Raw genomic sequence first — 24,236 nt, forward strand, 5'->3', positions numbered from 1 at the left:
ATGAAACATATCTCATTTTTTATGATCTGCTTATTGTTTACAATGCAGGCATGTGGGCAAAACGAAACCTTCGATATCGTCTCTTATACGACACCAAAAAACTGGAAAAAAGAACTTACCGACAACCATTTGGTCTACTCAAAAATTGATGGCAATAGCTGGGGGCAAATCGTGATTTACAAAAGTGCTGTAAGCACGGGAGATGCCGAAACCGATAACGAAAAGGAATGGAACGGATTAGTATTGGGCTTAAAAGCTGTAGAAAATGAAGAAAAAGCTAAACCAGATACGCTAAACAATTGGGTTGTAATTAGCAGAAGCGGCATTTGGAAGTACAATGGCGCTAATGTATCTACCATCCTCACTACGTTTAGTAACGGGAAAGTATATTTAAGTGCCATGTGTAATTCAACCGCATTGCCATATCTGCAAGATTTTCAGCATTTATTGCAAACGTTTCAACCCATCGAAAGAAATGAAATAAGTCCAAATCAAACATACCATACTGTAAATGGGCAATTTAAATATGATACTACCAATTTTGATGACGGCTGGATAAGCGCCAGCAAAACAGACTGGGTTGAGGTTACCAAACCTGGTACACGCATTTTTATCCATTATCCTAACCAACAGGCAGATGAGCATAATTTTGATAAACTTAAAGGCGATGAGCATGCCTGGAATGCATTGATAGCACCGCGATATCAAAACATCACCAACTTTCAGCAAAGAGGCCTGCAGGGCTCGCCATCCATTACTTTTCTAACGGCCAATGGGGTTGAAAAACAAACTGGCAAAAATGTTTTCATTGTATTCTATAAAAAACATTACCAACAGGGAAACGGACGGTATTTGGAAGTAGTTACCAATAGTAAAACTGATTTTGAAAACGAATTTGGCAATAATTACATTAACACCTCCAGTTGGGATTACCTTGAACAGAGCAAATCTTGGGATAAACTTGCCAAGATGCAATGGCGTAACAAATTTGCGGTGGCTGACACAGATCTTGCCGGCAAATGGTCATCGTCAGATTTTGCATCACTCTCTTATTATTATGTAAGCAGTGGCCGTTACGCAGGTAGTACAGCAACTGCCACTTCAGACGAATTTAACTTTTTAGAGGCAAACCATTACAGCAGTCAGCATTCGGGTGCGTCGGGCCAAGTTGGCAACATGGGTTTCTCTACGCAAAAATATAATGGCAAGTACGAAGTTAAAGATTGGAAGATCACTTTTACCAACCGTTTTAAAGGTCAGTTAGAAACATTTAATTGCCAGTTTGAGGCTATAAAAGGCGGACGAATATTGGTGCTTACTGATAACAACAACACCATAAAAGCTTTGGTAAAACAACATTAAAAAATCCCCTTTTTACAGGATAGCAACCCAGTTAACAGCGAATTAACTTTATATCATTATGCAACTTAATCGATAATCTTATAAACCCCGATAAGCCGCCGCTTACAAACAGAGATGAATAAGAGCTTATCGAAGCTTCATTACCACTTAAAAACAATTTATTCAAATGAAAAAATTAACAAGCCTACTATCGTTATTTCTATTGCTTTTTACCAGTATAAATGCTCAGCAAAAAACGATGGTAAACATAAACCGACCTTTAGTAACGAGACAAATTGCCTTACCAGATTTGCAGGTAAGCATTAGCAGTATCGAACACGACAAAGGTAATTATCACATCAATTGTACTTTAAAAAACACTGGTGCAGCCAATGTAGATCTAAGTAATATTACCATGCAGGGCAGTATTGTATCTGCTAACGGCCAATTTATACAAGCTGGTGGTGGCACTAAATTGGTAGATCAAGGCTCACTGGAACCTGGGACCGAAATACAATTTAAAATAGGGTTTACCCCAACAAAAAAGTTAATTAAAAATACAGCCTATACCTACCAGCTAAAAGCCGACGAAACCAATAGCGTTGCAGAACACAATGAAAGCAATAATCTTGCTACTGCCCCCATTATTGGTTATACAGATATAATGGAAACTTTAACAAGTACCTTGGCTGGACCCCTTCTTTCTACTACAGCATTTCCGGATCTTACCGTAGAAATTACCAGCATCTCTGCAGAAGAGTTTCATCATAAAATATATTACAAAGTAAAAAACATAGGCACTGCTGCGCTAAATGTTAACGTTAATGGCTTGCGGTTACTTGGATCAGTATGGTGTACCGAATTAAGGGCCGAGTGTTTAAGCACTGATGTAAAAGTACTGCAACCTCATGCTGTGCTCACACCTGGACAAGAAATAAATAGCTATATCGTACTAGAAGGCAGTAGACAGAGAAGTTTACTGAAAAGCTTTCAAGAGTACATGTACAAAATTGAAATAGACAATATCAAAGACATTCATGAATTGAACGAAAACAACAATACTACAGAACGAAAATTTAAGGCAATGTAACCCATTAATTCACCTGTTTCAAAAACCTAATTTATTTATGTAAAGATGAAAAGGAAACTCTGTTTAATGCTATTCACAATAAATGCAATAAGCACTTTTGCTCAACAAGAGACTTTCGACATTGTTACCTATACCCCACCAAAGGACTGGACATCAAAGCAAAATGCTGGCAACATTTCTTACTCGCGTGTGGATGGTGGCAGCTGGGGACAAATAGGCATTTATAAACACAGAAATAGCGAAGGCGATATAAAAATCGATTTTGATAAAGATTGGAACGAACTGATATCAAATGGCAAAAGCATTTCGTCAGTAGAAAAAACCGAACCTAAGCTTACGCATGGCTGGTCTATAATTAGTGGCAGAGGTATTTGGCAATATAATGGCACTAATGTAGCGACTATACTTACCGTGTACAGTAATCAAAAAATTTGTATGGCAATAGTGTGCAATGCTACAGCAATGCCTTATCTCAAAGAATATCAATCGCTGCTTGGTTCGCTAACTATTAGCACAGCAAATATTTCTACCATACCAAGCGCAGAAAATAATGCCTCTGCTATTGTTGGGCTTTGGACAGATTATAGTTTAGAAAGTGCAGGAAGAAGTTTTAATGGTGTGCCCCAATACACAGCAGGTTACCTTAGAAAGGAATATACTTTTAACAAGGATGGCACTTACATATATAGAAATAAGCAGTGGATTACTAAAACAAAGGATATCCTTTTTAGCTACGAAACGGGCACTTATATTTTAAAAGGCAATGCGCTAACCATTACACCAAAAAATGGAAGAGGAGGATTTTGGGAAAAGAAGGCAAGCTCTTTAGAATGGGGCAAATATATAAAAGCACTTAATCATAAATTAGAAAAAGTAACCTATACTTTTAAAATAATAGAAGACCCAAACTACAGCAATACCATAGTGCTTAGTGCATCTAAACCTACCCAAAGAGATGGTGGAAAGTTTAATGCACCCGATGACCCTTATGCGTTTCATTATAGCTTTAGAAAACTTGCATCGCTTATCGATAATCCACCTGGTTTAAAATAGGATTGTAAGCAGACAATTGATTATCAATTAATTAAACATCTATTTTTGTATCCAAAGATAAAATTCGATAAAAATAAAGAGTACAAAAAACTAATTATCAGGCAGTTGCACTCTTTATTTTGACTTCCGATACCGATCAGCAGGAATACTTTGAATATTTAAATCGCTTTTTATTGCTCATAGAACCTATAATTGAGGATTTGGAACGGAAAAATTTCATTTAGTTTTTCTATAAAACAAAGTCTTGTCAGAACATGTATACCCTGACAAGACTATTATAGCACAAAAAATTGGCAAATATGAGAGATTGTAGTTTTGGTTTATATTGAAGTTTATATCACCTCAAGGTTCACATAATAAAACTAATACTTTATTTGAATTAACTATTGAAAACAAGATCAAAGCGTCTTCAAAACACCACCGTCAGCCCTCAAGCTAGCTCCATTTGTAGCTAACGACAACGGACTGGAAAGATAGGCAGCCAGGTTGGCAATTTCTGCCGGGTCAATAAAGCGTCCTAATAGCGAATGAGGGTTAGTTTGCTGCATAATACCCGTTTTTAACTGCTCCACACTCATATTTTGCATACCTGCAATATGTTCAACGGTTTTAGCTACGCCATCAGAATAAGTCGGCCCGCCTAAAATAGTATTTACCGTAACCTCTGTGCCTTTGGTTAATTTTGATAAGCCATTGCTCACAGACATCATTGCGGCTTTGGTCATTCCGTAGTGTATCATATTATCAGGAACATTAACACCCGACTCACTGCTGATAAAAATGATCCTTCCCCTGTTCTTGCTGAGCATCTTCGGCAATAATGCCCTTGATAATCTTACGCTGCTCATGACATTGATCTCAAACATGTGATACCAATCGTTATCGGTAGTTTGCGCAAAATCTTTCAGGTCAAAAATCCCGACATTGTTAATCAGAATATCGATATCATTTAATTGACTTAACAGGGCTTCTATCTGTGCTTTAACAGAAAAATCAGCTGCGATCCCTGATACAATCGCATTTGGAAATTGTTTTTGTAACGCCGCAACTGCAGCATTCATTTTTGTTTCTTCACGACCGTTTATAATGACCTCAGCCTCTTCTGCCAATAATTGCTGCGCAATAGCAAATCCAATTCCCTGTGTCGCCCCACTGATAAACGCCCTTTTTCCTTTTAATTTTAAATCCATCTTATTTTTATTTTTGTATCGATCAATACATAATTAGTCAAAAAAATTTAACTTATAATATCCAGCTGCATTTCTACCTGCGCTGCGAGTACTTTTTCATCAGGATAAATTCTTCTGAGGGTATTAAGGCCACACCAGAAAGTGATCAGGTATCTACCCAAAACTTGCGATGATAATGGGTTTTGCAGGTGACCGAATTCCCTTTCTCTTTCAATTGCGTTCACAAACATCTGCTCAACATCTTTTAGTATTCGAATGGCATCTGCCTCCAGCTCATCATCGATAAAAGTCATTTCTACAACTGTATTTGCTATGATACAACCCCTCAAATGATCTGTTTGGTTTGCTTTGGCTATACTCCTGAAAAAGTCTTTTATCAAGGCCAGCGGAAACTCGCTTCTTTCCAGTATTTTTCTGAAATCATTAAATGCTTCCCTCCGCTGTTGAATTGCCGCGCTGAAAACTTCCTTCTTCCCTCCTTTAAAGCTGTTGTAAAAGCTACCGGAACCTACTCCGGTAGCGGTCAACAAATCGTTTAGCGAGGTCGCCGTATATCCTTTTTCCCAGAAAATCTGTTGCGCTTTGCTCACCAACTCGGTATTTTCAAATAATGTAGGTCTTCCTTTCATTGATATAATCATTTTTGTATTGATCAATACAAAAGTAGAAAATTCAACTGGTTATCCAAAAAAATGGGCTGAATTAATTAAATGATTGCCGATACTGCAAAGGAGTTTGCATGGTTTTTTTCTTAAATAACTTATTAAAAGACTGAGGATACTCAAATCCAAAGCGGTAAGCAATTTCGCTAATATTAAGGCTTGTTGTAGAAAGTAAAACTTTTGCTGCCTCGATGATATGATTGTGGATATACTGCAGGGTGCTTTGTCCGGTGAGGCTACGCAACATATCACTTAAGTAATTGGCAGAAAGGTTAAGCTCATCGGCAAGTATTTTGACACTGGGAAGCGTAAGCACAGGCTTTTTATCGTTTTCAAAATAGCCCGTAAGGATTTCTTCTAACCTTGTTAAAAGATCGTGATGTACAGCCTTTCTGGTAATGAACTGCCTGTTGTAAAAGCGATTTGAGTAACTAAGCAGTAGCTCTACATGCGAAACCATTACATCCTGGCTATATTGATCGATACTGTTTTTTAGCTCCTGCTGCATTTGTTTCAGGAGGGAGAAAATAACTTCTTCTTCTTTTACCGATAAATGAAGTGCCTCTGCAACCGAATATGAGAAAAAACCGTAATCTTTAATACGCTTCACTAAGGGATAATTCTGGATGAGCGCTGGCTTAAATACGAGCATGTAGCCATTAACCGGTTTTCCATCTGTTTCTCGTACCGAGAACACCTGTCCTGGTTTAGTGAATGTCATGATCCCTTCTTCAAAATCGTAATCCTGTTGCCCGTAACGGAATTTGCCGTTTGTACCAGTTTTTATGGCTATACAGTAGAAATCATTCGTAAAATGCTTCCATACATCACTGTGTTTGTAGCTCAGGAGTGCAAAATCAATCACACTTACCAAAGGATGATCGGGCTTTGAAAGTGCAAATAAACGGTGCAGTTCAGAAATCGAACTGATCTGGTAAGGTGATTGATCTGTCTTCTTCATTTCCTCAAATTTAATCAATTAATCGAAGTTGGTGGAAAGTGACAGGTGTTTCCATTGTTCCATTTCAGCTTGCTCCTTATTCCGGTGTTCCAGGATAGAGCTATAGCTGTCTGGTCCAAGTACAAGGTGAACGGGAGGTTCTTCTGCTTTTACAATTGCATTCAGTGCTTGTGCCAGTTTTTTCGGATCGCCTGGTTGGTGTCCGTTAAAACTGCTCAACATAGCTGCATGCTCTTTTTTACCGTAACCGATCACATTTTTTTTGGCCACAACCAGCGTATGATCAGACATGAAATTAGTACGGAACATACCTGGAGCTACCACAGTAACCTTAATGTCAAAGGGTTTGACTTCTTGTGCCAATGCTTCTGAAAGACCTACAACAGCAAATTTGGCCGCATTGTAACTTCCGGTATTGGCGTAACCCATGTAACCCATATTTGAAGCAATGTTAATGATGTGTCCAGATTGCTGTTTTCGGAGGTACGGTAGCACATGACGAATAATGTTCACTGTTCCAAAAACATTAACCTCCTGCGTTTTACGAAATTCTTCTTCAGAAATTTCTTCCAAGCTACCCACCAGATAATAGCCGGCATTGTTTATTACCACGTCTAACCTTCCAAAATGCACAATGCTTTTGAATATGGCATCGCTAACGGCTCCGTCGTTAGTAATATCTAATGCCAGAGGAAGAAAGTTTTCGCTAGCTTCGCCGAGGCTGCTCATGAGTTCGTTAACATTCCGTGAAGTAGCTACCAATTTGTCGCCGTTTGCCAATACGAGTTTGGCAGTTTCAAGCCCCATCCCTTTGGATGCACCTGTGATAAACCATACTTTTTGTGTATTCATTTTTTTAATTTTGATTGTGACACAAAATTCGGCGAACACGGACTGGTAAAAGTATCCATTTTACAGACATATGTATCCAATTTCAGGGTCAGTGAATTCAGGATGAATGACTGATTTTTAGTTGAGCGCTACAACCATCCTTTGGTAGTCGTCTAACTATAACCTATTATAAACGAGAAGTTTATAATGCAATATTCTGCACCTGCTATCTTTGAATAAGAAATGTTTAAACATAATCTTCTCCCCCCGTAGTTGTAAAAACCTTTAAAAGAAATACTTTTAACATGCTGAGATAGCATAGAAAGCTGATTTGACATTAAAAAACCGCACTTTGAACAAATCAAAGTACGGCTGTACCGATCAGCAGGAATACTTTGACTATTTAAATCGATATTTATTGCTTATCGAGCCTATAATCGAGGATTAAGAAAGAAAAGGATTCATTTAATCAGGTTTCAAAAATCAAGTGATTTTATATTTGGTCACCTTGACCAGATTATAATAGAACACAAAATTTGGCAAATGTGAAAAATTGTAGTTAAGGATTATTCTTTGGAAAGGATGTATCTTCAATTGAATCTGCTCATGAATTTATAAGTTATATAGAAAACGATATAAATATCTTAGTATTCTAGTGTGACGAAGACTTTATCAACTACTCGTAAAGCTGAAAAATGACAGTCCAGAGTATGCATACCAAAAACCTTGGTCTGGATACAACATACAGAGATTCGGCTACGATGAAAAATCAAAGTCTATTGATCTTTGTGCCATAATTAAAATCATAAAAAAATGGCAACAACTAATTTGAAAGCAGACAATATTCCTTCACAGCAGGGAAAAACAATTTTAATTACGGGTGCAAGCAGTGGCATTGGGAAAGAAACTGCAAAGTTATTTCAATCTGAGGGCTGGAATGTAATCGCTACAATGAGAAATCCTGAAAACGAATCAGAGTTGAAGCAATTAGAAAATGTCCTGGTTACCAAACTTGATGTTTTAGATTTGGATTCTATCCAAAATGCATTTACTGAAGGTGTCCAAAAATTTGGAAGCATTGACGTATTGCTCAACAATGCTGGTTATGGTGCATACGGACCATTAGAGGCATTTAGCAGAGACCAGGTTTTGAGACAATTCAACACCAATGTTATCGGACTTTTAGATGTTACAAGGACCGTTTTGCCCCACTTTAGACAGAACAAAAAGGGCATAATAATCAACATCTCTTCTATCGGAGGCAGAATGACCTTCCCTATGGGTTCATTGTACCACGGAACAAAATTTGCCGTCGAAGGTATTTCAGAGTCTCTCAGTTTTGAAGTGGAGCAATTTGGAGGAAAGGTAAAAATTGTTGAGCCAGGTATGATTGCAACAGATTTTTCAGGCAGGTCTTTAGTTTTTAATAACGATGGAAATATAGCCGAATACCAAGATCTCGTTAATTCCCTAATGGGGGCAATGCCCACAATGGCCGAAAATGCTTCACCTGCAAGCGTGGTTGCCGAAGTGATCCTTAGAGCGGCAACAGATGGAACAGGCCAGTTACGGTATACAGCGGGAGAGGATGCCAGAATGCTTGTTGAAAATCGTAAGCAATACGATGACTCGACATTCATAGGTGGTATAAAATCGCAATTTGGCCTTAAATAGCAGAAATACATATTTTAATGCTGAAACACCAAAACCCATATCTATAGGTTTTGGTGTTTTCGCTTTATATAGCCACGCTGGCCCTCAGTGCTACCCTGAACAAACGGGAAAACCTTGATTAGGATACAACATGCAGAGAATTGGCTACGATCACCGGTCAGGAGATATTGACCTTTGTACCATACTCAAAAAAACAAGAAAGTGGCGATAAAAAATTGGACGGCGGACGACATCCCCCCACAGCAAGGAAAAACAATTCTCAAAACGGGCACACTTAGTAACAGGGGCGGCCTGACCTTACTGAAATACCCGAGGAGAACATTATTCACATTACTTCTTATGATAGCACACACTGCCATTTATGGGCAAACCACCCCCGCTGAAAGCACCGGGAAGGAACAGGCTCTACCCAAGCGCCGCGCACTGATCATCATTTCGTCCGGCCGTGAGCTGCCGCTGGTCGAGCCAGCCGAGGTCAAATCCATCTCTATCGGGTTCTTTCTGGTTGAACTGGCCCAGGTACTCAAGGAATTCGAAAACGACTACGAATTCACTTTTGCCACTACTGACGGCAGGGCTCCCCAGCTGGACATTAACGGCATGGCACTGGCCATTCAATCGATTGAGAAGACAGGCACCAAAACCATTGCCCTCCGTATGCAACAGTGCCGCCGCTCGTACGAGGTCAACAGTTTCCGGAAGCGCCACCCGAAGTTGGTCGCCCGGCGCGAGCAGGAAGTCCAGCTGCTGGAGCGTCACCTGGGCCAGATACCGGTCTCTGAACTATTGCCCAACAGCGAGAAAGAACTTACCGAGTACCGCACCGAACTGATACGACGTCTCGAAAAGCTACCTGTAGGCAACTTCCACTCGCTCCAGGAACTCGTTCAGCGTCACCGGGACCCCAACGACTCGTTCACCTTCGCCGACTTTGACTTCATCCACGCTCCCGGCGGTCACGCTCCTATGGTCGATTTCCGGGATAACCCATGGCTCGGCGAAACCCTCCATCTAGCCAGGGAGAATGGTGTGGTCATCTCGCTGATCTGCCATGCGCCCGTAGGCGTAACCTCCACCCGGCAACGCATCGACGCACAGGGTCAACCCTACTTAGTTAGCGAAAACCCATTCCTAGCCGCTTCCATCTCGACGGTTCCAAAAATCGGCGAGCTGTTCGCACTGCGGTTTCTCTACCCCCACGTTCCGGGCAAGAAGACCCGAACCGCCTACTTCGTCGACAAGGCCATTAAGGAAGCTGGCTTCAAGCTCAGTACCTCTCTCAACATGGCCGCCCCGAGACTGGCCTACGAGCCCTCTGTGCGGCTGCTCACCGGCAACGGCCCGCAGGCCATCGACAAGCAGAGCGCAAAGCTTCGGAGTATTGTAAACAGCACCCGAGCTGATCGGAATTCCAATGGCAAGCAGATGATCAGGTAACCGGGATCGTCTACCTCTCCGGCAAGTATTAGGTGCAACCCAAATAAACAGACAGTGCGGTTCAGAACTCGATAAACCAATGGATTGAGCGTCACAGCTATTGGTTCCGATCACCCACCCACTTTTAACTCAATCAAATTTTATTTATGAAAATACTTAACCGGTGTACTGTGCTGCTGACAACAACGGCAGGTGTTAGCCAAGCACAAACAAACGCCGATGATTACCGTAAGCATATGATGGATTCTATCAAGAGGGTATATATGACGGAGGCCGCCATAAGGAATCCAACACTACGACAAATCGTGGTATCAACCGACCTCATTGCTCCAACCAACATAAAAAGCGAACTACGCGGTAACAAACTATTTGATGCTAAACTAAGCCAAATTCGTACCACCGCTATTTTCACAGTACCGGTAACATCGTGGGGAAAGAACAGCATATCAACTACCTTCAGCGCTTTTCAGCAGCGCTTTCATTTGAGCGAAGTTACACCTTATCAAACAGGGTTGGGCCATTTGGAAGGGCGAACTATAAACAAGCTCACTGTAGGTTTTACCGGCAGTTTTACCCGTCTTGATTCACTTTTTGGTCATCAGGTCGTTTACCTTGCCAGTGTTTCGGGCCTAACCGGAGAAAGCAGTTCTGTACAAAAAATGAGTTACCTTGGTGGTATGATATTCACCTTTAAACAGACACCCAAAACAAGGCTCAGTTTAGGTTTACTGATTAATATCGATCCTTCCGTTAATGCTCCCGTTGTTCCGGTTATTACATACTGGCAAAAGTTTGAAAACGATTTCGAACTTAATGTTAACCTGCCACGTGAGCTTGCGATCCGAAAAACAATATCACCAAAGCTTTGGGTAAATTTCGGCACCAGCATTACCGGCTCAATTGCCTTTTTTAAGCATAACGGCCCTGATTTTCCGGAGGGCGGAAACTACACTACACTGGATCTGAAAACCGGTCCCGGTATGGAATACCGGTTTGCAAAGAAGTTTATTTTTGGCGTTAACGCGGGTGTCATACCCCCCCTCCGGGCCCGTGAATTTAAAGTTGGTGATAACGCCAACGATTACTTTTTAAATAACAAGATTACCACCGCACCGTTCGTGAACTTTACATTTTCGGTGCTGCCGTTTTTATAACTTGTCGTTCCTTACGAATGTTGTTCAGTATTATAACAAACTGATAAAACCTTGATTAGGATACAACATACAGAGAATTGGCTACGATGCCGGATAAAAGATTATTGACCTTTGTACTATACTTAAATACATAAAAAATTGACAACAACAAATTGGACGGCAGACGCCATCCCTTCTCAGCAAGGAAAATCAATTCTCATTACAGGAGCAAACAGCGGACTTGGACTGGAAGCATCCAGGATATTAAGCAGTAAAGGTGCCCATGTAATTATGACCGCCCGTAACCTGAAAAGCGGTAACGAAGCAATTTCCATGATCAAAAAAGAAAACCCTGATGCAAAGTTGGATTTGATGCAACTGGACCTGTCCGACTTCGTTTCAATACATCAATTTTCTCAGCAGTTTCATGATAAATATCAGCAACTTGATGTACTCATCAATAATGCAGGTGTGATGTTTCCGGCAAAAAGGGAACTCACCAGGCAAAAATTTGAAGTTCAGTTCGGAACAAATCACCTTGGGCATTTCTTGTTAACCGGCCTCCTTTTGGATATCTTAAAAAATACACCAAATTCCCGTATAGCAATCCAGTCGAGCGGACAGCACAAGGCAAAAATGGGCAAGCCCGATATCCATTTTGATGACCTGAATTTCGATAAAACCTATAATAAATATGTAGCCTATACGCAAAGTAAACTTGCCAACCTTTTATTTGCCTATGAACTGGACCGACAACTAAAAGCAAACAAAATTGACGTAACCGTTGTCGCTGCCCACCCGGGCTATACCAAGACAAACCTTGTTAGGCATACCGGTTTTTTTGTTCAGGCAATAATTACGAACTTACTTGCACAAAGCGTTGAAATGGGTACATTGCCCATATTAAGGGCTGCCACTGATAAAGGTTTAGCCGGTGGTGAATACTTTGGACCAACTAAAATGAACGAAATGCGCGGATACCCTGAATTGGTTAAGTCAAGCGACAAGTCCTATGATAAGGGATTAGCTGAAAAACTCTGGAAGGTTTCTGAACAATTGACCCAGATCAAGTATGACTTCAATGGAAAATAAATTTATTAAAATCAATTCCGTTTCGGAACTGCACAAACTCATGCGGCTGCCAAAACCAAAACACCCTTTAGTAAGCCTAATCAGCTACAAAGATATCCAGTACGATGCAATAGAAAGCTCGACAAAGGCAATACTGAACTTCTACATGGTTTCGATAAAACATAACGCAGATTGCAAGTTCAACTATGGCCAAAATTATTATGATTTTGATGAAGGGGTTCTGGCATTTATGGAACCGGGACAAATTGCCTCAGGAACCCAAAACGGGAGCACACAACCAGATGGATGGCTATTGGTGTTTCATCCCGACTTGATCAGAAACTACCCGATCGCAAAAAACATCAAAAATTACGGGTTCTTCTCATACGCGGTAAATGAAGCTCTGCATCTATCGGAGTCAGAAGAGGAAATGATCGGCGAGATATTCAAGAATATTGAAAAGGAATACAACCACTCTATAGACCAATTCAGCCAGGATGTAATGGTTTCCCAGATCGAGCTATTGCTCAATTATTCCAACCGCTTTTATAACAGGCAATTTATTACCCGGAAAACGGCCAACAATGATTTGCTGACAAAAATCGAAACCTTGTTGGACGAATACTTCAAAAGTGACCAATTGATGGAATCTGGCCTCCCTACCGTTCAGTTTTTTGCCGACAAACTCAATATATCTCCCAACTATTTGAGCGATATGTTGAGAATTGCCACGGGGCAGAGTACCCAACAGCATATCCATAACAAACTCATCGACAAGGCGAAAGAAGCGTTATCGACTACAAATCTTACTGTAAGCGAGATTGCCTACCAGTTAGGTTTCGAGCATCCGCAATCGTTCAATAAACTGTTTAAGACTAAAATGAATGTTTCCCCATTAGAATTTAGGGCATCTTTCAATTGACCAATATTAATTCGGACGAAGGCAATACAGCTGTTATCCTTTACGCAAAAAAGGCAGTAGCGAAAAGCTGAAATTCACGTAAGGAACGTTTGCCAATTTGTTACCCAGGAAATATTCGCTCGAAGTTTCCTTCCTGTCAAATGCCCTTGCGCTAAGCGGCGTCAATATCCCGCCGTTTATTCCGAAGATCATCTTTTTGCCAATCCGGCATTCAGCACCTATCCCCGTTTTTAGATCAATGGTTGTATAATTGGCATCATTGGGTAAGCTGGCGCTTTTGATGTCGAAAAATGCCAATGATCCGCCAAGTGTTGTGCCAAAAGTGGTCCAGAAACGATCGGAAAACGCCCTTCTCAGCCCTGCGCCGCTTGGAAGATTTAGGTTAAGCTCCAACTGGTTGTCAAATTTATGCCAATAGCTGAAAATCAGAAAAGCCGGAATTTTTAGCGAAGGGTCGATGTTAACGACAAGTCCGGCCGAGAGCCTTGTTTTTGCCGTTTGCTTTAACGGTATCACCGCAGTCCCTAAAAAGCTGATTCTTTTGACCTTAGAAAACTCGTTGGTTACCCCCGTTGCATTGGCCATATAGTACACAGGACGCCCAAAAATGGAATCCCTTCTGGAAAAAGAGGCCGTTAAACCAACGGTTCCCTTATTAAAGGTAATGTCTTCATTGCCCATACCCGGACTGAAGCTTTGCACATCTGTGACCTTAAGCTGCTGCTGAAAAAAGGTTCCTGAAACCGAAAGGGAATTTTTGCCCCAGGAGGCAACAGGCAGGTTCAGCACAATGGTGGTCCGAAGGGTACTTGTCTTTCCCTTAAAAAGCGGGTTGCCCATGAGCTCACTGCTGATATCTCCACTTCCGATCACATCTGTAGAAACCGTAACCTGCCTTAGTATGGGATTGGTGATGGCAGCTTTTTCAAGCTGGATCCTACCCAGGGAATCCTGTGCACTTTTGCTCAGCGCCTGTCTGTTCTGCGCATAACAAAAGTTAGCGGCTAGCAATAGAAACGTAAAAGGAACTATTGATTTTTTCATGTGATTTTTATTTAACGGTTGCGACATCCAATTTCAGATTGATGTCGTTTTCTGCCGATTTTTTACTGAACCTTGATTTAAGGTTTTCGATGATCAGATACATCGCAGGTACCACAAAAAGGGTCAGTACCATTGAACTCGTTAGCCCGCCGATGATCACCCACGCCATGCCATTCTTTATTTCAGCTCCCGGGCCGCTGGCCAGTGCAATGGGCAACATGCCCAGTATCATGGCAAGTGTGGTCATTAATATGGGCCGGAGCCTTTCTTTCCCTGCCTCGATCAAAGCATCCTTTATGCTGCGCCCATCGCCCTTAAGGTGATTGGTAAAATCTACGATCAGAATGGCATTTTTTGAAACCAGTCCCAATAACATCACCATCCCGATAATGGAAAAGATATTCAGGGTTTCCAATGACAAAGCCAAGGCCAATAATGCGCCAATCAAGGCCACCGGTATGGAAAAGAGCACCACAAACGGGTAGATCAGACTTTCGTAAAGTGCTACCATGACCAGATAGACCAACAATATCGCCACAATGAGTGCGATCCCCAGACTGCCGAATGCATCTCCCTGGTTTTTAACATCACCAAGGTATTCTATGGTAATTCCCTGCGGAATTTTAAGTTCTTTTGCCTTTTCCATAATATCCGAGGCAACGGTACCCACAGGGCGGCCGGCCACATTGGCATTTACCGTAATTGAGTTCAACCTGTCACTTCGCTGCAGCATACTTTCTCCCATTCCGCCGCTTACCTGGGCAAACTGGCTCAGCACAAAACTCTCCCCATCGGTATTGGTAAAGGAAAGATTTCTCACATTATTGATATCTGAGCGGCTGTACTGGTCAAGCCCTATCAGGATATCGTATTCATTTCCCGATTGCTTGAACTTGCCCCGGTCGTTTCCACTGAAGGCATTCTGCAGTGCGCCACCTACCTGACTTGCGTTCAGGCCAAGTAAGGTCATTTTCTCCCGGTTTAACTTTACCTCTATCTGCTGCTTTTGATCTTTAACAGAAAGCTGAACGAATTGGGTACCGGGAACAGTGGCCACCATTGCCCTGTACTGGTCGGCAACTTTTCTTACCGCTGCCAGATCCGTTCCCTTGATGGCGATCTGTATTGGGATCTGTGCGCCGCTACCTGAAATAGACGTGGGCGATGCGGTAACCTTGATGCCGGGTATGGACGCTGTAAGCTCGGCTTCTATTTTTACCGCAAAGTCTTCAGAACTGGTAGTTCTTTCTTTAAGCCCCTTTAAGGTAACCGTTAGCTCTGCAAGATTGGCATTGTTGCCCGTACCTGCTACGCCTCCGGTAACAAAACCGATGCTGGAAAACACCCGCTCCACCTCAGGCTTTGCCATAATGATCTTTTCTGCCTCCTTCACGGTCATATTGGTCTGGTAAATGCTCGAAGATGGTGCAAGTTCCATTTTTAGGATCAGTTCTCCCTGGTCTCCGGAAGGGATAAAGGCAGCGCCGATAAAGCCCTTCGCCACCAGCATCAGCGAACCTACAATTAGCAGGATTACGCCCGATAAAAGCCACCTTTTTTTTCGCAGTACCGTTTCCAGCATCTGGGAGTAGGCGTCCTTCAGTTTATCGATCAGCTTCTCGAATCCTATGTTCAGTCTTCCCCATACTGTTTCTGGGTTGAGTTCCGCTATCTTTCCAAAACGGCTGGCCAGCATTGGCGTAATCGTAAAGGACACAAAAAGGCTCATCAGCGTAGAAATCACTACAACAAGCGAGAACTCGCTCAATATCGAACCGATGATGCCGCCCGCAAATGCCAGCGGAAGGAAAACCACCACATCGACCAAGGTAATGGCAAGGGCCGTAAATCCGATTTCGCTACGCCCGTCAAGTGCCGCCTTGCGTTTGTCAGACCCCATTTCCAGGTGCCTGTAGATATTTTCAAGTACCACAATCGAGTCATCTACCAAAATCCCGACCACCAGCGATAAGGCCATGAGCGACATGAGGTTCAGTGAAAATCCAAGAAAGTACATGGCAATAAAGGTGGGGATAATAGAAGAGGGCAAGGCCACCATCACAAACATCGAACTGCGGAAACTATGCAGGAAGGCCAGCATTACGATGGCCACGATCACGATGGCAAGTCCCATATCAAAGATTACGGCATCTGCCGATTCTAGGGTATAGGTAGATTGATCGGTAGAAATAGTAAATTTCAGGTTACCGGAGGCATACTGTTTTTCGATGGCCGCAAAACTTTTCCGTACGCCTTCACTTACCTTTACCGCATTGGCATCAGACTGCTTGATAATTTGGATCCCGATGGCGGGAATGCCGTTGATATGATTAATCGCTGTTGTCCTGGCCGTGGCATCGACCACCTCGGCCACATCCTTAAGGTATACGTTCCCTTCATTTGGCCGCTGCCTGATCACAAGTTCACGGAGCTGCTCGATTGAGGTCACATTGGCGTCGTACTGAATGGAAAGCTGCTGCTCGCGGGTTTCGATCTTTCCTGCGGGGAATGACTGATTGGCGTTGTTTACCGCATCGGTTACCTGATCAATGCCCAATCCGTAGGCCTTAAGTTTATCCTGATCAATATTGACCTGGATCTGTCGCTCGTCACCTCCGACTATATTTACCTGTCCAACGCCTGCAATATTCTGCAGTATCGGAAGCAATTGCTTGTCTACCATATCATAAAGTGTACGCGGCGCCATGTTGGAAGTTACCCCAGCCCTAACCACCGGCGCCTCTTCCAGGTTGACCTTGTTGACCAGCGGACGTTCTGCATCATCGGGCAGTTCGTTCTGTATCTGGTCTGCCTTGCGCTGAATGGCACGTTCTGCCTCATCCAGGTCTGTACCACTTTTAAGCGATACCGAGATCTGTGAAATCCCTTCCTGGGAAGTGGAGCCGATCTTGTCCAGTCCTTCTACCGAAGAAAATGCATCTTCGAGTTTCCTGGTCACGGCAGTTTCTACCTCTGCCGCTGATGCACCGGGATAGACGGTACTCACCGAAACTGTTGCCACTTCAATTTTGGGCAACAGGTTATAGTTGAGCTTAAAATAGCTCATGATACCGAACAAGATGAGCACGGTAAAGATAACGATGATTAATAGTGGCCGTTTAACGGCAATTTCTGAGATTGACATTTACCGCTTTTTTATTTTGAAATGCTTATTTTACTTCCTTCTTTGAGGTTGATCTGCCCCGAGGTCACTACAACCTCGCCCGCACTGATACCAGAGATGACCTGGATCAGATTACCCATTTCGCTTCCGGTCTGTATCTGTCTTAATTTTGCCGTATTACCGGACACCACATATACCGTTGCATTTTTTACACCCTCAGTAAGTGCTTCCCTTGGTATCACCAGGATCTTCTGCGTTGTCTTTCTGGAAAAATCGGCGTAAACAAAGGTACCAGAACGGAGCACCGCATTGGAGCCGTTCGCAACCATGAGTTCTAAGGGGTAGTTATTGGTTTTGTCTGCCTGCGGACTTATAAAGGTCACGGTGCCTTGAAAGGCCTTTCCCGGATACACATCTGTAGTGATTTTTATCTCCTGCCCCTTGCTCACCTTGTACACTTCACTCTCGGTAAGGTTTACCAGTACCTTGGTTTGTGAAAGGTCGATAATGGTGGCAATCTCTGTTCCGGCTGGCACGAATAGGCCTTCCTCAACAGACTTGATCGAGATGGTGCCCGAAGTAGGTGCCCTGATCACCGCATCGGCCAGGTTTTTGCGTGCCTGATCGGCCAGGTTCTTGGCATCCAGGTAGTCCTGTCTTACTTGGTTTACCTTTTCCTGTGTTGCTGCTTTCCCGTTTAAAAGTTCGGTATAGGTAGCCAGGTCGCCTTTTAGCTTCGCGGCTGCCGATTCATTTTTTTGCAGTTCAAGCCTCAGCAGGCGATCGTCGGTAACGGCGAGTACCTGCCCCTTGCTCACCTGATCCCCAAGTCGGAAGCGCAGCGACTGGATATTGCCCGCGGTAACTGACATCACCTTTACCTCTTTGAAAGGAGCAAGCGTGCCGGTCTTGTTAATGTTCACTTCCAATTGCTGCTCCAGGGCAGTTGCTACTTTAACAGGAATACTGATCGGCGCAGCGGCCACCTTGTTCTTTTTGCTGTTGATCTCTTTTTTATTGACAGTGAGCCGATAGACCACAATACCGATCAGGATTACGGCAACTGCTATTAGTATGTATTTTGTTTTCATTGCTGGTTTATTTTTGGGTAGCGTATGATGTCCTTAATGTGCCGGAGGCCTTATCCAGTTCAATTTTTGCCAATAGGTAATTGTATAGCGAATCCAGATAGTTGTTCTGGGCTTCTTTTAGCGATTGTTGGGCCTTGAGCCATTCGTTCAGGTCAACCGTGCCCTTACTGTACTGCAGGCCGGTAACATCGAGCACCGACTGCGCAAGGCTAATGTTCCGCTTATTATTGTCTACATTGGTAAACTCCTTTGTTACCTTGGTACGTGCATTCTGATAGTCGAGCTGGTACCTGCTTTCATCGATCTTCAGGTTTTCCTGTGCATTGATGCGCTTGTATCTGGCCTGGTTATATTGTGCATTTCGTTTGAAGAAATCAAGGATGGGGAAATTAAGTTTAAGGCCGATGACCGAAAAATCGGAAATGGAAGAAACTGACTGGCCAAGCTGATCGCCAAATCCTACACCACCATATCTTACATAGGCGGTCAGCTTGGGATAGATGCCTGCCTTTATTCTTTTTTCGTCTATTTCCAATAGCTTGGCATCGGTTTGCGAAATACGATAATCGGTTATGGCTTCCACTGAAATATTTGTCAGGGGCGGAAGGCTTGGCGATGCGACCGGCCCTGCAGGATCCAGTTCAAGTTGCTGTTCAAAGGGAAAGCCCATCTCAAATTTGAGCTGGTTCTGGGAAAGAGCAAGGTTGCTTTCTGCAAGTACCGTTTGTGAAACAGCATTATTGTAGTCTACGGTAATCTTATCGAGTTCTTTTTGCAGCAAAATACCTTTCCTGACCTGGAGCCTGCTGATTTCCATTTGCTGGCTATAGGTTTCCCTGTTGGCCTTTAGAAAATCAAGCTGCTGCTGATAGACAAAGATCTGATGATAGGCCGTGCCGATGTTGAAGATGATGGTCTCTTCGTTCTTGATGATATTCAGATCGGCCTGTTGTCTACTGTAGGTATTGGCTTTTAGCCCCTTAATCAGCGAGAGGTCGAACAGGGTCTGGTCTAGCTGTGTGGTCAGGTTGGTGCTGAATTTCTTTGTAAAGGCCACCCTGGTATCTGTAGGGCCAAAAACACCGGCAGGGATAATAGTTTCCTGCACTTTGAGGTTATCGTCCAGCGCACCCGTTAGGCTAACGGTTGGCAGGTGGGCAGCCAATGCTTCCCTTGCCTTGGCATCTGCAATTTTCTTTTCATTGAGGTAAACCTGCGTAGTCCTGTTGTTTTTCAGGCCATAGGCAATACATTCCTCCAACGTCCAGCGTTGCTGGGCGAGCAGGGACAGCGGGAGCATACAGAGCCAAAAAAGGATATTCTTTTTCTTCATTACTGATGATTTGTTCAGCAAAGATGGCCTGTATGGAAACTGGTATCATGGAAAAACTGCACAAAGCGGACAAAATGGGCCGCGAAAGAACATATAGGAAAATGAAAGGATTTACCGTTGAAGCCTAATCGGCTTTGGACAGCCACTCCAGAAAGACCGGGGTTTTTACCTTACTTACAGTTATCTTGTGTTCGAACGGTATGGTGAGGTTAAGTGAGAGTTTCCTGGAAAAAAAACTGGATACGTCTTTTACCACGCTACGCGACACCAGACTTTGCCGGTTTGCCCTGAAAAAGGCCTTTCCCACGATCCTTTCCAGTTCATCCAGGCTTTTGTTGGGGTAATAGGTTTTTCCGCCAAAGGTGACCAGGCAGGTAAGGTCGTTTTCCAGATAGAAAATGGCAATCTCGCTGACCCTAACGGGCATGATCTTATCCTGATAATAGACCAAAATGGAAGAAACTTCCTGTTTGTCCCGGCCGGCCAGCAGTTCCATCAGTTTGTCGTAGTTCTGGTTGCCGCTGGCAGAAAACTGATGCTTCAGCTGGCCATATTTGTTCAGTGCCCGTTCGAGTGTTTCCAGCGTAAAGGGCTTGAGGATATAGTCTATTCCATTGGCGGTAAAGGCTTCCATGGCGTACTGGTCGTAGGCCGTACAGAAAATAATAGGCGCTATTGGGGAAATGCTGGAAAAGATCTCAAAGCTCAGCCCGTCACCGAGCTGTATATCGCTGAAGATCATATCCACCTTTGGGCTGCCCTTGAAATAGGCGATGGACTCCCTGACCGAGCGCAGCAACGTAATGCTAACCGGGCAATTTATCAACTGTAGGATACTGCTTTTGAGGTCTTCTGCTACCAGGCGCTCATCTTCAATGATTACTATATTCATTCGTTAATAATTTTATACCTACCGAAAACTTCCCGTCCGCAACATTGATCACAATTTCATCACCAGAGAGTAGTTTATAGCGCTCTGCGAGGTTGGCAAGACCACTGTTGGTCGATGGTTCACTATTTTTTTTTGGTTGCAGGTTATTGGTGGTCCAGATATGGTTATGCTCAACGTAGATTTCAACCCGCAGGGGAAGTTCCTCGGTGAGCTCATTGTGCTTGATGGCATTCTCCAAAAGCGGCTGTAGTGAAAACGAGGGAAGAAAGAAGGACTTTTCATTTTCCCGGGTGACGTTGACGGTACAGTTAAGCGCCGATCCAAAACGGATTTTCTGCATTTCCAGGTAATCATCAAGTAGTTTCAGTTCATCTTCGAGGGCGGCAACCTCAGCATCCGTATCAGAAATTGAAGCCCTGAGAAAGTTAGCCAGATGCACCATATAGGTGTCACCAAGCTTTGTATCCATCTTATACAATGACTTGAGGATGTTTAGCGCATTGAACAGGAAATGTGGATGGATCTGCTGCCTGAGCAGTAAGACTGCAGCTTCAGCATGGGCCGTTTTGGCCCGGGAAAGCTCCAGCTCCGCCTTGGATTTTTCATTTTGCAACAGCACCAGGTCATGCAGGATAATGATCAGCGTATTGATCATACATCCCGAAATGGTAAAGGTCAACAGCGTCGGTATTTCCAGGTAGGACCACGCACTTTCACCAGACAGGCTGGCAAAGATCGGGAAAATCAGTAGGTAGACCGCTACACTTACGGGATAACTGATCAGGTACCTGAAGAATTTGAATTTCTCAGGTTTTAAATTTGTCCTTGTCAGCGACAATAATATCAGGATATTTGCACAACCAATGAACGCTATCGTAATTACACTCATTATCGCAAATAGAAAGGCATGGTCCTGGTTCTTACCCTGCAACAGTGCCAGATAAACAATGCTACTGACAATTACTGCCAGTAACAGGTTCAGTCTCAACAATCTTCTTATGGGTAGTTTTGTCGCCATCAACCAAAAGTAAACAATTTATAGATGTTGAATTTTCAATGCTCACGGGAAGGGGACAAATATGAAGTTGGAACGGACAGAACTGCGTTTAAAGAGATATGATTTGTCGATCAATACCTGATAACAATTACATAAGCTCTGTAATGTTCTTATCCCTCTTCAGGGACGCTGCTTCTACAGTATTTGTAAACCTATTATTTCACCAGGCCATAGCTATAATGATCATCAGTTTCCATTTACCGCCAACGGCATATAATACATCTGAAACCGCATTGAGCACCTTATTACATTCTTCGGTAACTCCCTTGTTTACTGATCTTCTCCATAAAACTTAATAGTGTTAGTCCATAACCTTTAAGTAACAACTAACAGTTTGTAAGTAAATATAGCCTAATTCTGCCAATAGTTAGAACAAGGCGAGAGTAACTGAAAACAATGATTTGGTATAAAAAAACCCGACTTTAAATAGTCCAAAGTACGGCTGTACCGATCAGCAGGAATATTTTGAACATTTAAATCGCTATTTATTGCTTATTGAGCCTATAATCGAGGATTAAGAAAGAAAAGGAATCATTTAATCAGGCATCAAAAATCAAGGTGATTTAAATAAATATACCGATTAATGTAAATATTCCTTTTTCATTTTTATAAAGGCTGTCTATTTTTCCGGTTAAGATGACAGCTAGTATGAAAACGGAAAGCTGGTAAGATTGATAAAGTCACGCTGCTGAGGATTGGATAATTTATAGGCAAAACCATAAAGTTTCCTATAATATGGGCAGAGAATAATCCATATGCAACCGTAAAGGTACTTGTATCGATAAAACCTGCACTGAAAGCCATAATCAGCGATGAATAGAATACAGCATCTCTTTTCATCGTTTATTAATTTAATTTTGTGCTATCTCACAAGAATAATTTTGCCTGTATGCGACCCGTCTTCAAGCAATCGATGCGCTTCTGCAGCCTCTGAAAAAGCGAATGTTTTAAAAATAACAGGTCTGAACCGTTTAGATTCAATCAAAGGCCAGACATTTTTCTGGATCTCTTTTGCTAATTTTTTTTTGAATTCATATGTTCTGCTTCTTAGTGTACTTCCTGTGATGGTCAGGCGTTTTGTCATCACTTTCCAGATATCAAGATCGACCCGGCTGCCATCGACAGCGTTAATATGAATCAATCTGCCTTCCGGATTCAGGATATTTATATTTTTGCTTAAATAATCGCCACCAATCATATCCAGAATAACATCTATACCTTCATTCTGAAGTTCGGTTTCAAAATTCTGAGTTCTGTAATTAATGTAAGAATCGGCACCGAGTTCAAGACATTTCTGTCCTTTTTCATCAGAGCCAACGGTGACAATCACTTTTGAGCCCAAAGCTTTAGCTATTTGAATACCTGTAATTCCAATCCCACTATTTCCACCGTGGAGCAAAAGGGTTTCCCCGGGTTGAAGATTTCCTCTTTGAAACACATTAGACCAGACCGTAAATATTGTTTCCGGTAAACTTGCCGCCTCAGCAAAGCTTAGATCAGCAGGAATTGGCAAACATTGTCCTTCACGCACACTCACATATTCCGAATAGCCGCCACCTGCCAGAAGTGCGCAAACTCTGTCTCCAACTGCAAAATCAACGACATTAGGGCCACATTTTACAATGATCCCGGAAACTTCCAATCCTGGGATTTCTGTAGCAACATCCGCAGGAGTTGGATAATTTCCTTCACGTTGTAAAACATCGGAACGGTTGAGTCCGGCTGATTTTACTTCGATTAAGACTTTGTCTCCGGATATTTCCGGAATTGGGTATTCTTGTAATTTCAGTACTTCAGGAGCGCCATACTTTGTAATAACTACTACTTTCATTTTTTTTCTATTTTAATTTCAAATTATTTTAAACCCTTTTCCACGTTAATTTGTGAATCACCAATTGACAATTACTGTTGAAGGGTTTCTCACTTTCAAGATGCAAAAAACTATCTTTAAAATGGACAATCCGGTTTTGCGTTTGCCCCGTCCAGTTGGGAAAAAGCGAAATATACATCCCGTGGCTCACTATCTGTTTTTCATCATCCGTTTTGAACGGTCCTGAATACGCAAGATAGGTTGAAGCTTCCTGTGTATATTCTTCCGGCGTAGCATTGGTCCAACGTTCCTGATGAAAATTTACACGGTGAGTATCCATAATTTGTGCCGACATATAACCGTCAGGATTATACAGAATCAGTCCTTTCGGATTTTTGCCCATAGGATGGGTCATCTCACCGCCAGTGACAGGAACTTCGATGAACTCAACCAAAGCCCAGGTTCCTATAATTTTATTAAACAGTGATTCCATAATTTTAAATAAAATGAGCGTACCGGA

At 42.6% G+C, this 24,236-nt stretch carries 21 protein-coding genes; 8 read left to right on the plus strand and 13 right to left on the minus strand.

Going from position 1 to position 24,236, the window contains the following annotated elements:
* From AC07VK_RS17875 to AC07VK_RS17885, 3 genes are all read left to right on the plus strand, one after another.
* Positions 1-1,362, plus strand: a complete 1,362-nt coding sequence (locus tag AC07VK_RS17875; protein WP_492962181.1) for a hypothetical protein — start codon at positions 1-3, stop codon at positions 1,360-1,362.
* A gap of 166 nt (positions 1,363-1,528) precedes the next feature.
* Entirely contained in the window at positions 1,529-2,431 is a 903-nt protein-coding gene (locus tag AC07VK_RS17880) for a CARDB domain-containing protein (protein ID WP_492962183.1), read from the plus strand.
* Between the two features lie 66 nt (positions 2,432-2,497).
* Positions 2,498-3,484, plus strand: coding sequence for a hypothetical protein (locus tag AC07VK_RS17885; protein WP_492955157.1), 987 nt, complete (start codon positions 2,498-2,500; stop codon positions 3,482-3,484).
* Between the two features lie 398 nt (positions 3,485-3,882).
* Here AC07VK_RS17885 and AC07VK_RS17890 read toward each other — a convergent pair whose 3' ends face one another.
* From AC07VK_RS17890 to AC07VK_RS17905, 4 genes are all read right to left on the minus strand, one after another.
* Positions 3,883-4,674, minus strand: a complete 792-nt coding sequence (locus AC07VK_RS17890) for an SDR family NAD(P)-dependent oxidoreductase (RefSeq protein WP_492962187.1) — start codon at positions 4,672-4,674, stop codon at positions 3,883-3,885.
* A 47-nt stretch (positions 4,675-4,721) separates the two neighbouring features.
* Positions 4,722-5,303 carry a TetR/AcrR family transcriptional regulator gene (locus tag AC07VK_RS17895; RefSeq protein WP_492962189.1) on the minus strand — a complete coding sequence of 194 codons (582 nt, stop codon included), beginning with the start codon at positions 5,301-5,303 and terminating at the stop codon, positions 4,722-4,724.
* A gap of 73 nt (positions 5,304-5,376) precedes the next feature.
* A complete protein-coding gene (locus AC07VK_RS17900; RefSeq protein ID WP_492962191.1) occupies positions 5,377-6,297 on the minus strand; it encodes a helix-turn-helix domain-containing protein in 921 nt (306 codons plus the stop codon).
* Between the two features lie 18 nt (positions 6,298-6,315).
* Positions 6,316-7,149: an SDR family NAD(P)-dependent oxidoreductase gene (locus AC07VK_RS17905; protein ID WP_492962193.1), complete on the minus strand. Its 834-nt coding sequence runs from the start codon at positions 7,147-7,149 to the stop codon at positions 6,316-6,318.
* Positions 7,150-7,941: 792 nt separating this feature from the next.
* Between AC07VK_RS17905 and AC07VK_RS17910 the strand changes: the two genes are divergently transcribed.
* The 5 genes from AC07VK_RS17910 to AC07VK_RS17930 all read left to right on the plus strand — a co-directional run bounded on the left by AC07VK_RS17910 (position 7,942) and on the right by AC07VK_RS17930 (position 13,365).
* A complete protein-coding gene (locus AC07VK_RS17910) occupies positions 7,942-8,802 on the plus strand; it encodes an SDR family oxidoreductase (RefSeq protein ID WP_492962195.1) in 861 nt (286 codons plus the stop codon).
* A gap of 339 nt (positions 8,803-9,141) precedes the next feature.
* Entirely contained in the window at positions 9,142-10,239 is a 1,098-nt protein-coding gene (locus AC07VK_RS17915; protein ID WP_492962197.1) for a type 1 glutamine amidotransferase family protein, read from the plus strand.
* Positions 10,240-10,385: 146 nt separating this feature from the next.
* A complete protein-coding gene (locus tag AC07VK_RS17920) occupies positions 10,386-11,393 on the plus strand; it encodes a DUF6268 family outer membrane beta-barrel protein (protein ID WP_492962199.1) in 1,008 nt (335 codons plus the stop codon).
* A 138-nt stretch (positions 11,394-11,531) separates the two neighbouring features.
* A complete protein-coding gene (locus AC07VK_RS17925) occupies positions 11,532-12,464 on the plus strand; it encodes an oxidoreductase (protein ID WP_492962201.1) in 933 nt (310 codons plus the stop codon).
* The gene (locus tag AC07VK_RS17930) at positions 12,454-13,365 is read left to right on the plus strand and encodes a helix-turn-helix domain-containing protein (protein ID WP_492962203.1); all 912 of its coding nucleotides are present in this window, start codon (positions 12,454-12,456) and stop codon (positions 13,363-13,365) included. The genes AC07VK_RS17925 and AC07VK_RS17930 overlap by 11 nt, the downstream gene beginning before the upstream one ends.
* 33 nt (positions 13,366-13,398) lie before the next feature.
* Here the strand turns inward: AC07VK_RS17930 and AC07VK_RS17935 are convergent, their stop codons facing one another.
* The 9 genes from AC07VK_RS17935 to AC07VK_RS17975 all read right to left on the minus strand — a co-directional run bounded on the left by AC07VK_RS17935 (position 13,399) and on the right by AC07VK_RS17975 (position 24,209).
* A complete protein-coding gene (locus AC07VK_RS17935; protein WP_492962205.1) occupies positions 13,399-14,409 on the minus strand; it encodes a DUF6268 family outer membrane beta-barrel protein in 1,011 nt (336 codons plus the stop codon).
* A 7-nt stretch (positions 14,410-14,416) separates the two neighbouring features.
* Positions 14,417-17,554, minus strand: a complete 3,138-nt coding sequence (locus tag AC07VK_RS17940) for an efflux RND transporter permease subunit (protein WP_492962207.1) — start codon at positions 17,552-17,554, stop codon at positions 14,417-14,419.
* A gap of 11 nt (positions 17,555-17,565) precedes the next feature.
* Positions 17,566-18,624: an efflux RND transporter periplasmic adaptor subunit gene (locus AC07VK_RS17945; RefSeq protein WP_492962209.1), complete on the minus strand. Its 1,059-nt coding sequence runs from the start codon at positions 18,622-18,624 to the stop codon at positions 17,566-17,568.
* A gap of 7 nt (positions 18,625-18,631) precedes the next feature.
* Positions 18,632-19,957: a TolC family protein gene (locus AC07VK_RS17950; protein ID WP_492962211.1), complete on the minus strand. Its 1,326-nt coding sequence runs from the start codon at positions 19,955-19,957 to the stop codon at positions 18,632-18,634.
* A gap of 124 nt (positions 19,958-20,081) precedes the next feature.
* Positions 20,082-20,849 (minus strand): LytR/AlgR family response regulator transcription factor, encoded by a 768-nt coding sequence (locus AC07VK_RS17955; protein ID WP_492962213.1) that lies wholly within the window; start codon positions 20,847-20,849, stop codon positions 20,082-20,084.
* Positions 20,830-21,867 (minus strand): sensor histidine kinase, encoded by a 1,038-nt coding sequence (locus AC07VK_RS17960; RefSeq protein ID WP_492962215.1) that lies wholly within the window; start codon positions 21,865-21,867, stop codon positions 20,830-20,832. Before AC07VK_RS17960 ends, AC07VK_RS17955 begins: the two co-directional genes overlap by 20 nt.
* A gap of 645 nt (positions 21,868-22,512) precedes the next feature.
* Positions 22,513-22,746 (minus strand): hypothetical protein, encoded by a 234-nt coding sequence (locus AC07VK_RS17965; RefSeq protein WP_492962217.1) that lies wholly within the window; start codon positions 22,744-22,746, stop codon positions 22,513-22,515.
* 22 nt (positions 22,747-22,768) lie between these two features.
* Complete coding sequence (locus AC07VK_RS17970) at positions 22,769-23,737, minus strand: NAD(P)H-quinone oxidoreductase (protein ID WP_492962219.1); 969 nt, start codon at positions 23,735-23,737, stop codon at positions 22,769-22,771.
* A 28-nt stretch (positions 23,738-23,765) separates the two neighbouring features.
* Positions 23,766-24,209, minus strand: coding sequence for a lipocalin-like domain-containing protein (locus AC07VK_RS17975; protein ID WP_492962221.1), 444 nt, complete (start codon positions 24,207-24,209; stop codon positions 23,766-23,768).
* Positions 24,210-24,236 lie beyond the last annotated feature (27 nt).

The sequence above is a fragment of the Pedobacter sp. GW821-FHT01D05 genome, assembly GCF_059422505.1.